Source organism: Chromobacterium alticapitis (genome assembly GCF_002924365.1).
In the GTDB taxonomy this organism is placed as follows: Bacteria; Pseudomonadota; Gammaproteobacteria; order Burkholderiales; family Chromobacteriaceae; genus Chromobacterium; species Chromobacterium alticapitis.
The window spans coordinates 1-12,204 of the sequence record NZ_PQWB01000072.1 but is presented as its reverse complement, the minus strand read 5'-3'; the positions used below and the strand labels follow the sequence as shown (position 1 = coordinate 12,204).

Genomic DNA, 12,204 nt, shown 5'->3' with positions numbered 1-12,204 from the left:
GGCCGCCGGGGCGGGTAAACTCTGCCCCTTCGTTTTCGAGCAGCCTTAAAGAACACGCCATGCACTACATCGCCAAAACCATCAGTTCTCCGCACAACGACGAAGTCAAGGCGCTGGCCCGGCTGGTCCAGCACAGCCGCGACCGCCGCAAGGAGGGCGTGATGGTGCTGGAGGGCATACATCTGGTCGAGTCTTGTCTGCACGCGGGCGGGCGGCTGGCGCGGCTGTATTTGAACGAGGCCGCGGCCGGCAAGCCGGAGGTGATGGGCCTGCTGGAGCAGCTGCCGCGCGGAACGGTGGTGGTTTCCCTGCCGGAAGCGGTGATGGCCAAGGCGACGGCGTTGAGCAGCGCTTGCGAGCTGCTGGCCCTGTGCGAGCGGCCTGCGCCGCCGGCGCCGCAGCGGGACGCCGCGCGCGTGCTGCTGGAGGATATCCAGGACCCTGGCAATCTGGGCACCATTTTGCGTTGCGCCGCCGCGGCCGGCGTTTACGATGTTTTCCTGTCCAAGGGCTGCGTGGACGTGTTTTCGCCCAAGGTGCTGCGCGCCGGCATGGGCGCGCATTTCGCGCTGCGCATCCACGAGCACGCGGACCTCGCGGACGAATTGCGGCGTTTCGGCGGCCGCAAGCTGGTCACGCATCTGGAGGGCTCCAGCTCGCTGTATGGCCATGATCTGAGCGGCGCGGTTGCCTTCGTCTTCGGCAACGAAGGCGCCGGCGTCAGCGACGCCTTGCTGAGCCTGGCCGACGCGCGCATCCGCATCCCGATGCCAGGCCACGCGGAATCCTTGAATGTGGCGATGGCGGCGACGGTCTGTTTGTTCGAGCGAGTCAGGCAGCTGGAGAAGTGAGCGACAGCCGCCCGGGAGGGGCGGCCTGGACGGCGTGCGCGTTCTGAGAGACGCGCGCGGCAGGAGGGCTTACTTGCCGATCTTGGCGTATTCGCCCTTGAGCGCCGCGCCGGCGATCAGCGCGCCGGAATGGCATTCAATGGTTTCGCTGTCGCGTGTTTCCTGCTTCTTGTAATAGCTGACCAGGTTGACCACGGCGTTGGCGCCGCGCTGCTTGGCGCTGTTCTGGAAGGAGATCAGCGCGGACAGGATGGTCCAGCGGCAGGCTTGCTCATCGGTCTTGTTGAAGGCGTTGGTCTTCTGGTTGGACACGTCGCTGCCCATTTTCTTCTTGATGGCGGGCGTGTGCTGGCCGGCCAGGAAAAACTGGACCGAGCCGTCGAGCTTGCCCTGGGCTTCCGGCATGGCCAGCACGTCGGCCAGCGGCACCTTGACTACGGTGTCGCGTGCCAGGGCCGGGGCGGCGATCAGGGCTAGGGCCAGCAAGGGGGCGGCGAATGTCTTCATGTGTTCATCCTTATGTTATGTGAAAGCCGGCCGAGGCCGGTCAAATGGTGAATCAATCGCGCCAGCGGCGGAAAACCAGCGAGGTGTTGATGCCGCCGAAGGCGAAATTATTGCTCATGACCAGCTCGGTTTCGATGCGGCGGCCTTCGCCCGTCAGATAGTCCAGCGGCGCGCAGCGCGCGTCCACTTCGGTCAGATTCAACGTCGGGGCGAACCATCCGTCGCGCATCATTTCTATCGTCATCCAGGCTTCCAGCGCGCCGCAAGCGCCCAAGGTGTGGCCCATATAGCTCTTCAGCGAGGAGATGGCGACGCGCTCGCCGAACACGCTGTGGGTGGCTTGCGATTCGGCCACGTCGCCCTGATCCGTCGCCGTGCCGTGGGCGTTGACGTAAGGGATGTCCGAGGGCGCGATCCGCGCGCCGTCCAGCGCCTGGCGGATGGCGCCGGCCATGGTTTCGGCCTGCGGATGGGTGACGTGCTGGCCATCGCTATTGGTGCCGAAGGAGATCACTTCGGCCAGAATGTTCGCGCCGCGGGCGCGGGCGTGTTCCAGTTCCTCCAGGATCAGCGTGCAAGCGCCTTCGCCCAGCACCAAGCCGTCGCGCTTGGCGTCGAAGGGGCGCGGGGTCAGCGAGGGCGCGTCGTTGAGCTCGGTGCTGGTGGCGAACAGGGTGTCGAATACCGCCGCCTGGGTCGGGTCCAGCTCCTCGGCGCCGCCGGCTATCATGGCCAGCTGGCGGCCGCTCTGTATCGCCTCGAAGGCGTAGCCTATGCCCTGGCTGCCGGAAGTGCAGGCGCTGGAGGTGGTGATGACGCGGCCGGTCACGCCGAAGAATACGCCTATGTTCACCGGCGCGGTGTGCGACATCATGCGGATATAGGTGTTGGCGTTGATGCCCTCGGTGCTCTTGCACATCAGCATGCGGCCGAAATCGCCGATATTGGCCGGGCAGCCGGACGAGGAACCGTAGGAAATGCCCATCCGGCCGCTTTTCAGCAGCGGGTCGTTCAGCAGGCCGGCTTGCTCCAGCGCCACCTCGGTGGCGCGGGTGGCCATCAGCGCCACGCGGCCCATGCTGCGCGTGGTTTTGCGGTTGTAGTGGGAAGGCAGTTCGAACGGCGCGGCCGGCGCGCCGACCTGGGTGCCCAGGCCCTCATACTCTGCCCACGGCTCCATGGTTTGCACGGCGTTGCGGCCGGCCTGCAGTCTGGCTTTCACCGCGGCCCAGTCATGGCCCAGCGGGCTGATGGCGCCCACGCCGGTAATCACAACGCGTTTCATCCTACCATTCCTCCGTTTACCGAAATCACCTGACGCGTGATGTAGGCGGCGTCCTCGCCCAACAAGAAGCTGACCGTGGCGGCCACTTCCTCCGGCTTGCCCATGCGGCGGGCCGGGATGATTTTCATCGCCTCTTCCAGCACATGCTCTTCCACCATCTCGGTGTCGATCAGGCCGGGCGCGACGCAGTTGACGGTGATGCCGCGGCTGGCCAGTTCCACCGCCAGCGCCTTGGTGGCGCCGATCACGCCGGCCTTGGCCGCGCTGTAGTTGACCTGGCCGCGGTTGCCCATGATGCCGGAGACCGAGGCCAGGGTGACGATGCGGCCCGGCTTGCGGCGGCGCACCAGCGGCATGGTCAAGGGCTGCAGCACGTTGTAGAAGCTGCCCAGGTCGGTGTTGACCACCAGATCCCAATCTTCCGGCGGCATGGCGGCGAAGGCGTTGTCGCGGGCCAGGCCGGCGTTGCACACCACGCCGTAATAGCAGCCGTGAGCCTCGACGTCGGCCAGAAGGGCGGCGGCGGCGGCTTCGCGTTCGGTGACGTCGAATTGCAGCACGCGGGCCTGGCGGCCCAGCGTGATGATGTCGGCGGCGACGGCATCGGCTTCGTCGCGGCGGCTGCGGCAATGCACCACCACGTCGTAGCCATCGCGGGCCAGGCGCAGCGCGATGGCGCGGCCTATGCCGCGGCTGGAGCCGGTCACCAGTATGGTTTTTTCGTTCATTGCATGGATTCCTCGATGAATTGTCCGGTGTCGGAAGGCTCGAAGACCTTCAGCTGCGCGGTGGCGAGGCAGCGCTCGGCGCTGTCTATGCGGCACTCGAACTGGCCCAGGCCGTTGTCGGCCAGGAACTGCAGCTCGATGCGGACGCGCAGCGGCGCATTCAGGGCGAAGGCCGGCACCTCGGTCTGATAGCGCCGGCTGCCCAGCAGGAAACCCACCTTGGGCGCTTCGCCGCGCTGGCGCGCGCGCAGGCCGGCCCAGGCGGCGATGGCCTGGGCCATGTATTCGATGCCCACCCAGCTGCCGATTTCTCCATCGCGGCAAAACAGCTGGCCAGCCCGCGGGGTGACCTCAGCCAGCAGGCTTGCGTCGTCGGCCGCCAGCACGCGGTCCAGCAGCGACATGTCGCTGGCGTGCGGAACCAGGAATTCGATGTCCGGCAATGCTTCGCTCATGGCGCGGCCTCCAGGATGAGGCTGGCATTGCTGCCGCCGAAGGCGAAAGAATTGCTCAGCGCGCGGCGCGGCGGGCGGCCCAAAGCCTGCCCGGCTTCGACCAGGTTCAGCGCGGGCAGCTCGGGGTCGGCCTCGCCGTCCCATTGGTGGATGGGCAGCAGGCCTTGCGAATTGTCCTGCAGCGTCAGCCAGCAGATGGCGGCTTCCAGCGCGCCGGCCGCGCCCAGGGTATGGCCGGTCAGGCCCTTGGTGGAGCTGGCAGGCGCGGCCGCGCCGAACAGCTGGCTGACAGCCAGGCTTTCCATCGCGTCGTTTTGCTGCGTAGCGGTGCCGTGCAGATTGATGTAGTCGATGTCGGCCGGCGCGAGACCGGCGCGTTCCAGCGCCTGGCGCATCGCCGCCAGCGCGCCGCGGCCGCTGGGCTCCGGCGCGGAAATATGATGGGCGTCCGCCGTTTCGCCCCAGCCTGTCAGCTTGACCGGACCAGGCTCGCGGCTCAGCAAAAACAGCGCGGCGGCCTCGCCGACGTGAATGCCGTCGCGGTTGCGGCTCATGGAGTTGCAGCCGTTCGAGCCCACCGAATCCAGCGCGACGAAGCCGCCCACGGTGAAGCGGCATAGCGAATCCGCGCCGCCGGCGATCGCCGCGTCGCATTGGCCGCTTTTCAGCAGCCGCGCCGCGCTGGCCAGGGCCTTGGCGCTGGAGGAGCAGGCGGTGGAAATCACCAGCGCGGGGCCGGCCAGACCCAGCGTTTCGCGCAGCAGCAAGGCCGGCGAACCCAGCTCCTGCTGATTCGGATGGAAATCGGCCGGGAAAACGCCGGCTTCGCCTCGGGCCAGGAAGGCGTTTTCGCTCTCGCCCACGCCTGAGGTGCTGGTGCCCAGCACGACGGCTACCCGCCCCGCGCCGTAGCGGGCGATGGCGGCGTCCACCTGCGGGCGGATATCTTCCAGCGCGGCCAGCAACAAGGCGTTGTTGCGGCTCTGCAGCGGCAAGGGCAGATGGCCGGTGTCGGGCAGCGGCGCGCTTACCGGCGCCGTCGGATAGTCGCGGCCGCCCGGCAGCGCCAGCTTAGTCCGCAGGTCCGGCGGGAAGGGCCGCCGCATGGCCTCGCGCAGCGCGGCGTGGCCGCGGCCGGCGGCGCACAGCACGCCCAGATGGTTCAGATAAACGTCGTTCATGGTATGCATTACTGAAGCGGCGCGGAGTCTATGCTCAGGCGATAGCCTTCGCGCCGGTTGGTCAATTCGCTATGTCCCAGCCAGGGCGGGCTGGTCTGGTTTGCCACGCGCAGCGCCTCCTCGCCGTTCTGGCGCAGCACGCGCGCGCCGCTTTCCTCATCCAGCGTCCAGCCTACGGGCAAGGCGGCGCGCAGAGCCGGCAGCGGCCAGTAGGCCAGCTGGATGTCGCGCACGATGCGCGCCTCGTCCACACTGGCCGGCAGCAGGGGGCTGCGCTGGCTTTGCAGCGCTTTGCCGTCCCAGCCCAGGGTCAGGATGCGCTGGCCCAGCGCCAGGCCGGCCAGCCGCAGCGAGCCAGCGGCCACTTCCAGCTGCACATCCAGCGGCGGCGAGGGATGGCCGTTGCGCGCGTCCAGAGGCCCGGCGCTCAGGCGCTGGGCCAGGCTCAGCTCCGCGCCCAGGCTGGCGGGTGGCAGCGCGATGGCGGGCAGGGCCGAGCGCGGCGGCGCGCTTTGGCAGGCCGCCAGCAGCAGGGCGAAGACAAGGGGAGGCAGACGGCGCATGTCAGGCCTTGCGTTCAAACTGCAACAGGGAGTGGCAATAGCCTATGCCATCGCGCTCAGCCGCCAGCGCCAGCCCGGCCTCGCGGCACAGGCGGATGTAGTCGTCGGCGCGGTAGATCTTGCTGTTGCCGCTGGCCATGGCTGTGAAGTAGGGCGAGGTGTTGATCAGGCAGTAGGCGGCGATGTCGTACTTCTGGCGGTCCCACAGCGTGTCCAGGATCATTACCTGGCCGCCTTCGGCCAGCGCGGCGGCGGCGCGGCGCAGAATGCTGGCGATGACCTCCTCGCTGAAGCAGGACAGGAACTGGCTCATCCAGATCACGTCCATGCCGGCCGGGAAGTCCAGCGCCGGGTTCAGCATGTCGGTGGGGTGCAATTGGGCGCGATGAGACAGGCCTTTTTCGGCCAGGGTCTTTTCTATCACCGCCAGCTGGCCCGGCAGGTCCAGCAGATGCATTTCCACTTCGGCATCGTAAGCCAGCGCGGCCAAGGTGAACTTGCCGGTGTTGGCGCCGATGTCCATCAGCTTGCGCGGACGGCGGGCGAACACGTCGGGCAGGATTTCCGGGAAGGACGTGTCGGAGTAATAGTGATCGAAACTCAGCCAACTGCTGCGGGCGGGTTCCTGCATGGCGGCCAGGCCCTGGTACAGCGTGTCCCAAGGACCCAGCGCGGCCAGGCCATGCGGTTTTTCCTCGTCCAGCGAGCGCTCCAGCGCGAACAGACCCTGGTAGCACACGTCGTGGATGAAGTCGAAATTGATCTGGGCGATGGCGTCGGACAACAAGCAGTAGCCGGTCTTGTCCAGCGCGTAGCGGCCCTCGCGCAATTCCACCACGCCGGCGGACAGGCAGGTTTCCAGCAGCAGGTTCAGCGCGTAGCGGCTGAGCTTGCCCTCGACTGCCAGCTCGTCCACGCTCAGGCCGCGCTCGCCGGTTTCGGCCAGCCGTTGCAGGATGCCCCGCTTCCAGGCGATGCGCACGCATTGGAATACCACGGGGCCGAAGGCGATTTTCTGCGCTTCGAAGCGCGCGTCCATCGCGGATTGGCGAGCGGGCGAGAAGCGTTTGTTCAGCAAGGCTTGAGAGCCGGTTTCCATAGTCTCTTCGTTTCTTGTTCTAGGTTTTGGGGGTAAACAGCGGGTTGATCAGCCAACACAGGCTGATGCCCAGCAACATGGTCAGGCCGAAGGCGGCCAACGCCGGCGTGGACGACAGCGCCAGCAGGCCGAAGGCCAGCAGAGTGCCGGCGGCGGCCAGCGTCACGGACAGGAAGGCGCGCGGGTCGTCGTCGGCCAGCAGGAACACGCCGTAATCGACGCCCATGCCCAGGATCAGCAGCAGGGCGAGCACGGTGAATAGCTGGATGGGCTGGCCGAACAAGGACAGCAGGGCCACCGTCAGCAAACTGGAAATCAGTGTGGGGAGCAGCGCGCGCCAGGCGCGGCGGCCGAAGCGCCGCCACAGCATGGCCAGGACCAGCAGATAGCTGGCGGCGATCACCCAGCTCATCAACTGGCGGTAATGCCGCATCAGGCCGGAGATTTCGCCCACCTTGTCGATGAAGCGCACGCCGGCGGCGGGCTGGGCCGCCTGGGCCAGCAAGGGCAGCATGGATGGGCCGGCCAGGCCGCGCAGCATCACCACGCTGGCATAGCCGTCGCCGAAGCGGCCGAGCCATTGCGCGCGCAGCGGCTCGGACACCGGCGCGGCCAGCCAGGCGTCCAGGCTCAGCGGACGCAGGGCGGGCAGGGGAGCGGCGCGCAGCGGCTGGCCCAGTTTGGCGGCGGCCTGCTCCAGCACGCCGCCCGGCGCGTAAACCACGCGCTGCAGCAGTTGATGGTCGGCTTGCTGGCGCGCGATGGACGGCGCCCAGTCCGACACAGCCTGCACGCCGGCCAGCTTGCCGGCCGCGATCAGCGGCGCCAGCCGCGACTTCAGCGCTTCTTCGCGCTGCAAAACCTGTTCCGGACTGCTGCCCGTCACCAGGAAAAACTGGCCGGGCCCGGCGATTTGCATCAACTCGCCCACGCGGCGCTGGTCGTCCAGCAACTGGCGCGGCGCGTTTTGCAGCGCGCGCACGTCGTCGTTGGCGCGCAATTGGGCGAAGCCGGCCAGGCAGATCGCGAGGGCGGCCAGGGCGAAGGCCAGGCTGAAGCGATTGCGGCCCCAGCGCGGCCAGGCTAGCCGCCAGCCGCCCAGGGCGCGGGAGAAGCGGTTGTACGGCATGTCGCCGCGGTCGGCGAAGGGCAGGCCGCACAATACGGTGACGAAGGCGCAGAACAGTCCGGTCACGGAAAACACCGCCATCTGGCGCAGGCCGGGAAACGGCGCCAGCGCCAGCAGCGCGTAGCCTATGGCGGTGGTGGCGAAAGCCAGCCACATGGTGGCGCGCTGGCCGCGCAGCATGGCCCAGCGCTCGCCGGCCGGCTTGCCCAGGCGGTAGGCGTAGTAATTGTTGCCGTAGTTTTCGGCCACGCCTATCAGGCTGGCGCCGAACACCAAGGTGATCAGGTGCAGCTTGCCGAACAGCAGCGTGGTCAGCGACACGGCGCAGGCCAGGCCGGCGGCGATGGACAGCGTCACCAGCACGCGCGGCCGCACGCCGCTGAAAGCCAGCACGGTCAGCAGCAAGATGCCCAGCAAGGAGCCCAGGCCTATGGTGTGGACCTCGCGCTCGGCCTGGCTGGCGGCGGCGGCGGCGAACAGCGGCACGCCGGCTTGTATCAGCTGGATTTGCGGCGCGGCGCGGCGCGCGGCTTCGGCAGCCTTGGCCAGCGCCGGCAGCATGGCGCGCTGCGCGGCGACGGAGAACGCCGGGCCTTGCTGCTCCAGCATCACCAGCGCGTATTGGGTGTCGCCGTCGGCTAGCGACAGGCGGTCGTCGCGCACGCGCACCCGGCTTTGCGCGGCGCGCTCGCCCAGCCATTGGCCATACAGATTCAAGGGATCGTCCTGCCAGCGGCCCAATCTCGGCATGCCTACCGGTTGGAAGAGCGAAGCCACGGCTTGCTCGGCCAAGGCCGGCGCGGAAGCGTCCGTCAGCCGGCGGCGGGCATCGTCGCCGAGCAATTGCGAGCGATAGGCGACGTAGAAGCCCAGCCAGCCATCGCTCTCTCGCTGGCTGACGCGGTAGCGCGGCGCCAGCGCTTGGCCGGACGCGCGGATGGCGTCGACGTAGGCGTCGGCGGCGCGGCGGGCGTCGGACCAGTCGCGCGCGCCCAGCAGCACCACCACGCGGCGCGAGGCGGAGTCCGCCAGTTGGCGCGTGGCGTCTTGCGCGGCCGCATCCTGGCGGTTTTGCGGCAGCATGGCCAGGATGTCGGTTTCCAGCCGCGCGCCGCCGCCCAGCCACAGCCAGCCGTTATGGCCGGCCACGAGCAGCAGCAGCGCCAGCCAGCCGGCGGCCAGCCAGCGCTGCGCGCGCGAAGGTCCGCGAATCTCAGTCAAAGCGCGCCTCTTCGTCCTTGCTCAGCGTTTTGGGCATGGCGTTCTGCTGGCTGAAGACGATGCTGGTGGCGTCGCCGTTGCTCTCATCCATGCGTATGCCGCGCACGTATTGGTCGCCGCTCAGCTCGATCTTGCGCATCACCTTGCCCAGCGCGGCCTGCTTGGGCGTCAGGGTCAGCTGCCAGCCCTTGCCGTCCAGCTTGCCGGCGATGCTGAAATAGCCGTCCAGGGTCTTCAGGTTGCCTCCCAGCAAGGAGAACATCAGTTCGTTGATCATGCGCACCGTCGGCTCCTTGGCGGCGCTGAGCTGGAAGGACACCGCGCCGTTCTGGGTGGCGACGATCTCGCCGCGGGTCAGCCGCAGCTTGCTGGCGAACGGTTCGCGGGTGTCCCACAGCACGCCCTTGTCGCGCGACACCAGAAAACTGCCGCGCGAGCGCAGCGGCTTGGCGAAGCCGGCCACTTGCTTGGTTTGCTCGAATGTCCCGCGCAAGACCGGCGGCTGGGCCAGTTGCTTGGCGATGGCGGCGGACAAGTCGGCCGCGCCGGCAGCCAAGGGCAGCAAGGCGAGGCAGGCGGAGGCGATCAGTTTTTTCACGGCGCGGGCACCCCCAGTTTTTCCCACAGCACCGGCGGGCAGACGTAGAGCATTTCCTGGCTTGCCATGTCCACGGCCACCTGCACGGTGTAGGCCTTGTTGATCTTGCGGCCGCTTGCGGCGTCACGGATCAGGTAATCGATTTTCAGGCGGTTTTCCCACTCGACGATGCTGGATTCTATCGTCACTTTCTGGCCGAAGTGCACGGGCTGCACGTACTTCAGGCGCATGTCGACGATGGGCCAGGCGTAGCCGGAGTCGCGCATCTGCGGGTAGTTGTAATCGAAGCGCTCCAGCAGCGCGCAGCGCGCGATTTCCAGGTATTTGACGTAGTTGCCGTGCCAGACCACGTCCATCGGGTCTAGATCGTGGAAGGCCGGTTCCAGCTCGATGAGGTGGGACAGCTCAGTCATACAGGCTCCAGGTGCGGGCGCGGATGGCGGCGATCAGCGCGATCAGCTCCTTGTCCAGCGCGCGGTCCTCGGCGATGCGCGGAATGCGGTCGGCCAGGTTGCGCTGCATGCGCTCCAGCGCCGGGCTCAGAGATAGCTCGGCGATTTCGCCGCGCAGCTCCACGCCCTGGCGGGCGGTGATCAGCATGGCGGCCAAGACTTGTTCGGTCAGCTCCAGCACGCGCAGCGCGTCGCGGGCGGCGATGGTGCCCATGCTGACCTTGTCCTGGTTGTGGCATTCGGTGGAGCGCGAGAACACGGACGCCGGCATGGTCTGCTTCAGCGCCTCGGCGGTCCAGGCGGACACGCTGATTTGCAGCGCCTTCAGGCCGTGATTGATGGCCGCGCGCGCGGCCGGCGCGCCGCTGAGGTTGCGCGGCAGGCCATGGTTGTAGCGCGCGTCCACCAAGAGCGCCATCTGGCGGTCCAGCAGATCGGCCAGATTGGCCACGGCGTTTTTCAGGCCGTCCATGGCGAAGGCGATGTGGCCGCCGTAGAAATGGCCGCCGTGCAAGACGCGCTCGCCTTCGGCGTCGATGATGGGGTTGTCGTTGGCGCTGTTCAGCTCGTTCTCGATCAGACCTCGCATGAAGGGCAGCGCGTCTTCCAGCACGCCTATCACGTGCGGCGCGCAGCGCAGCGAGTAGCGGTCCTGCAGGCGGCTGTCGTTGCGGCTGGGGCGCGGCGCTTCCAGGTCGGCGCGGATGCGCGCGGCGGCGCGCTGTTGGCCCGGATGCGGCTTGACGGCGAACAGCGCTTCGTCGAAGTGGTGGGCGTTGCCGGCGGCCGCCACCACATTCATCGCAGTCAGCCGAGCGGACAAGCGGGAGGCGTAGTCAGCGCGTTCCCAGGCCAGGCAAGCCAGCGCGGTCATCACGGCGGTGCCGTTCATGATGGCCAGGCCTTCCTTGGGACGCAGCCGCAGCGGCGCGAGGCCGGCGGCCTTCAGCGCGTCGGCGGCGGCCAGGCGCTCGCCCTTGTACAGCACTTCGCGCTCGCCGCACAGCGCGGCGGCCACGTAGGACAGCGGGGTCAGATCGCCGCTGGCGCCGACCGAGCCCTCGGCCGGAATCAGCGGCAGGATGTCATGGCGCAGCAAGGCGGCCAGCTGGGCCAGCAGCGCGTAGCTGACGCCGGACACGCCGCGGCACAAGGACGCCAGACGCGTCGCCAGCACGGCGCGGGTTTCCTCGGGGTCGAGGATGCGGCCGGCGCCGCAGCCGTGATAGGTGTACAGATGGTGCGGCAGTTCAGCCACCAGCTCGGCCGGAATCTCCACGGTGCAGGAGTCGCCGTAGCCGGTGGTGACGCCGTAGACTACGCCGTCCTCGGCCAGCAGGCGGTCGATGAAGCGGCTGCCGTCGTCTATGCGCTGGCGGAAGGCGGGCTGCTCGGACAGAACGGCCTGCTTGTCGCCGCGGGCGATAGCGGCGATGTCGGCCAGGCAGAGCCAGGAACCGTCGAACACGACGGCGGCGGTTTGCGTATTGCTCATGATGTCGATTTCTGATCCCAAAACGGGAAAAAGTTGAACCAGTCGTAGGGCGAGGCGGCCAGCAGCCGGCCCAGCTCGTCGGCGAAGCGGGCGGCGTGGCGCGCCATCTCCGCCTCGCGGCCAGCGCGCGGCAGGCGCACTTCCTCGGCCAGCGGCAGGAAACTGAGCCGGTAGCCTTGTCCTTCATGCAGGCAGGCCATCAAATACAGCGGACAGCGCAGCAGGTGGGCCAGCAGATAGGGGCCGCAGGGAAACGGCGCGTCCACGCCCAGAAACGGCGCGGTGACGGTGCGGTCGCCTTGGACAGGAACCCGGTCGCCGGCGATGGCGACAACCTCGCCGGCGGCGATTTTCTCCTGCAAGAGCACGGCGGTGGCGGCGTTGACCTCGGTCACTTCGATCAAGCGTACGGCCTGCTGCGGGTTGAGCCGGTCTAGCAAGTCATTGAAGCGGCGCGCGTGGCGCGTATGCACCAGCACATTGACCGTCACGCCGGGCGAGCGGTCGGCCAGCGCGCGGCACAGCTCCAGGCAGCCCATGTGGGCGGTGACGATCAGCACGCCGCGTCCCTGGCGCAGGCCGGCGATGATCTCGTCGGCGCCGCTGATGGCGACGCGCTCCATCGGATAGCGGCCGGCGG

At 68.1% G+C, this 12,204-nt stretch carries 13 protein-coding genes; 1 reads left to right on the top strand and 12 read right to left on the bottom strand.

Features of this window, described 5'->3' with window-relative positions:
* The first annotated feature begins 59 nt into the window (after positions 1 to 59).
* Positions 60 to 851: a TrmH family RNA methyltransferase gene (locus tag C2I19_RS15165; RefSeq protein WP_103903518.1), complete on the top strand. Its 792-nt coding sequence runs from the start codon at positions 60 to 62 to the stop codon at positions 849 to 851.
* Between the two features lie 69 nt (positions 852 to 920).
* Here C2I19_RS15165 and C2I19_RS15160 read toward each other — a convergent pair whose 3' ends face one another.
* The 12 genes from C2I19_RS15160 to C2I19_RS15105 all read right to left on the bottom strand — a co-directional run.
* The gene (locus C2I19_RS15160; protein ID WP_103903517.1) at positions 921 to 1,358 is read right to left on the bottom strand and encodes an excinuclease ATPase subunit; all 438 of its coding nucleotides are present in this window, start codon (positions 1,356 to 1,358) and stop codon (positions 921 to 923) included.
* Between the two features lie 52 nt (positions 1,359 to 1,410).
* Positions 1,411 to 2,643, bottom strand: coding sequence for a beta-ketoacyl-ACP synthase (locus C2I19_RS15155; protein WP_103903516.1), 1,233 nt, complete (start codon positions 2,641 to 2,643; stop codon positions 1,411 to 1,413).
* The gene (gene fabG / locus C2I19_RS15150) at positions 2,640 to 3,371 is read right to left on the bottom strand and encodes a 3-oxoacyl-ACP reductase FabG (protein WP_103903515.1); all 732 of its coding nucleotides are present in this window, start codon (positions 3,369 to 3,371) and stop codon (positions 2,640 to 2,642) included. Before fabG ends, C2I19_RS15155 begins: the two co-directional genes overlap by 4 nt.
* On the bottom strand, positions 3,368 to 3,826 hold the full coding sequence (locus C2I19_RS15145; protein WP_103903514.1) for a hotdog family protein: 459 nt from the start codon (positions 3,824 to 3,826) through the stop codon (positions 3,368 to 3,370). Before C2I19_RS15145 ends, fabG begins: the two co-directional genes overlap by 4 nt.
* Entirely contained in the window at positions 3,823 to 5,007 is a 1,185-nt protein-coding gene (locus tag C2I19_RS15140) for a beta-ketoacyl-ACP synthase (protein ID WP_103903544.1), read from the bottom strand. Before C2I19_RS15140 ends, C2I19_RS15145 begins: the two co-directional genes overlap by 4 nt.
* A gap of 8 nt (positions 5,008 to 5,015) precedes the next feature.
* Entirely contained in the window at positions 5,016 to 5,570 is a 555-nt protein-coding gene (locus C2I19_RS15135; protein WP_103903513.1) for a DUF3261 domain-containing protein, read from the bottom strand.
* 1 nt (position 5,571) lies between these two features.
* Positions 5,572 to 6,669: a class I SAM-dependent methyltransferase gene (locus tag C2I19_RS15130; protein WP_103903512.1), complete on the bottom strand. Its 1,098-nt coding sequence runs from the start codon at positions 6,667 to 6,669 to the stop codon at positions 5,572 to 5,574.
* A gap of 19 nt (positions 6,670 to 6,688) precedes the next feature.
* Positions 6,689 to 9,019, bottom strand: a complete 2,331-nt coding sequence (locus tag C2I19_RS15125) for an MMPL family transporter (protein ID WP_103903511.1) — start codon at positions 9,017 to 9,019, stop codon at positions 6,689 to 6,691.
* Positions 9,012 to 9,617 (bottom strand): outer membrane lipoprotein carrier protein LolA, encoded by a 606-nt coding sequence (locus C2I19_RS15120; RefSeq protein WP_158253726.1) that lies wholly within the window; start codon positions 9,615 to 9,617, stop codon positions 9,012 to 9,014. Before C2I19_RS15120 ends, C2I19_RS15125 begins: the two co-directional genes overlap by 8 nt.
* The gene (locus C2I19_RS15115) at positions 9,614 to 10,030 is read right to left on the bottom strand and encodes an acyl-CoA thioesterase (RefSeq protein WP_103903509.1); all 417 of its coding nucleotides are present in this window, start codon (positions 10,028 to 10,030) and stop codon (positions 9,614 to 9,616) included. The genes C2I19_RS15120 and C2I19_RS15115 overlap by 4 nt, the downstream gene beginning before the upstream one ends.
* Complete coding sequence (locus C2I19_RS15110) at positions 10,023 to 11,564, bottom strand: HAL/PAL/TAL family ammonia-lyase (protein ID WP_103903508.1); 1,542 nt, start codon at positions 11,562 to 11,564, stop codon at positions 10,023 to 10,025. Before C2I19_RS15110 ends, C2I19_RS15115 begins: the two co-directional genes overlap by 8 nt.
* Positions 11,561 to 12,204: lysophospholipid acyltransferase family protein (locus tag C2I19_RS15105; RefSeq protein WP_199181205.1), on the bottom strand; the 644-nt coding region annotated here is incomplete at its 5' end. The genes C2I19_RS15110 and C2I19_RS15105, both read right to left, overlap by 4 nt.

What these genes read in the sequence shown, in the direction of transcription:
- C2I19_RS15165 (WP_103903518.1), top strand. Translation starts at nt 60, where the DNA reads ATGCACTACATCGCCAAAACCATCAGTTCTCCGCACAACGACGAAGTC.
- C2I19_RS15110 (WP_103903508.1), bottom strand. Translation starts at nt 11,564, where the DNA reads ATGAGCAATACGCAAACCGCCGCCGTCGTGTTCGACGGTTCCTGGCTC.
- C2I19_RS15155 (WP_103903516.1), bottom strand. Translation starts at nt 2,643, where the DNA reads ATGAAACGCGTTGTGATTACCGGCGTGGGCGCCATCAGCCCGCTGGGC.
- C2I19_RS15115 (WP_103903509.1), bottom strand. Translation starts at nt 10,030, where the DNA reads ATGACTGAGCTGTCCCACCTCATCGAGCTGGAACCGGCCTTCCACGAT.
- C2I19_RS15130 (WP_103903512.1), bottom strand. Translation starts at nt 6,669, where the DNA reads ATGGAAACCGGCTCTCAAGCCTTGCTGAACAAACGCTTCTCGCCCGCT.
- C2I19_RS15145 (WP_103903514.1), bottom strand. Translation starts at nt 3,826, where the DNA reads ATGAGCGAAGCATTGCCGGACATCGAATTCCTGGTTCCGCACGCCAGC.
- C2I19_RS15160 (WP_103903517.1), bottom strand. Translation starts at nt 1,358, where the DNA reads ATGAAGACATTCGCCGCCCCCTTGCTGGCCCTAGCCCTGATCGCCGCC.
- C2I19_RS15135 (WP_103903513.1), bottom strand. Translation starts at nt 5,570, where the DNA reads ATGCGCCGTCTGCCTCCCCTTGTCTTCGCCCTGCTGCTGGCGGCCTGC.
- C2I19_RS15140 (WP_103903544.1), bottom strand. Translation starts at nt 5,007, where the DNA reads ATGAACGACGTTTATCTGAACCATCTGGGCGTGCTGTGCGCCGCCGGC.
- fabG (WP_103903515.1), bottom strand. Translation starts at nt 3,371, where the DNA reads ATGAACGAAAAAACCATACTGGTGACCGGCTCCAGCCGCGGCATAGGC.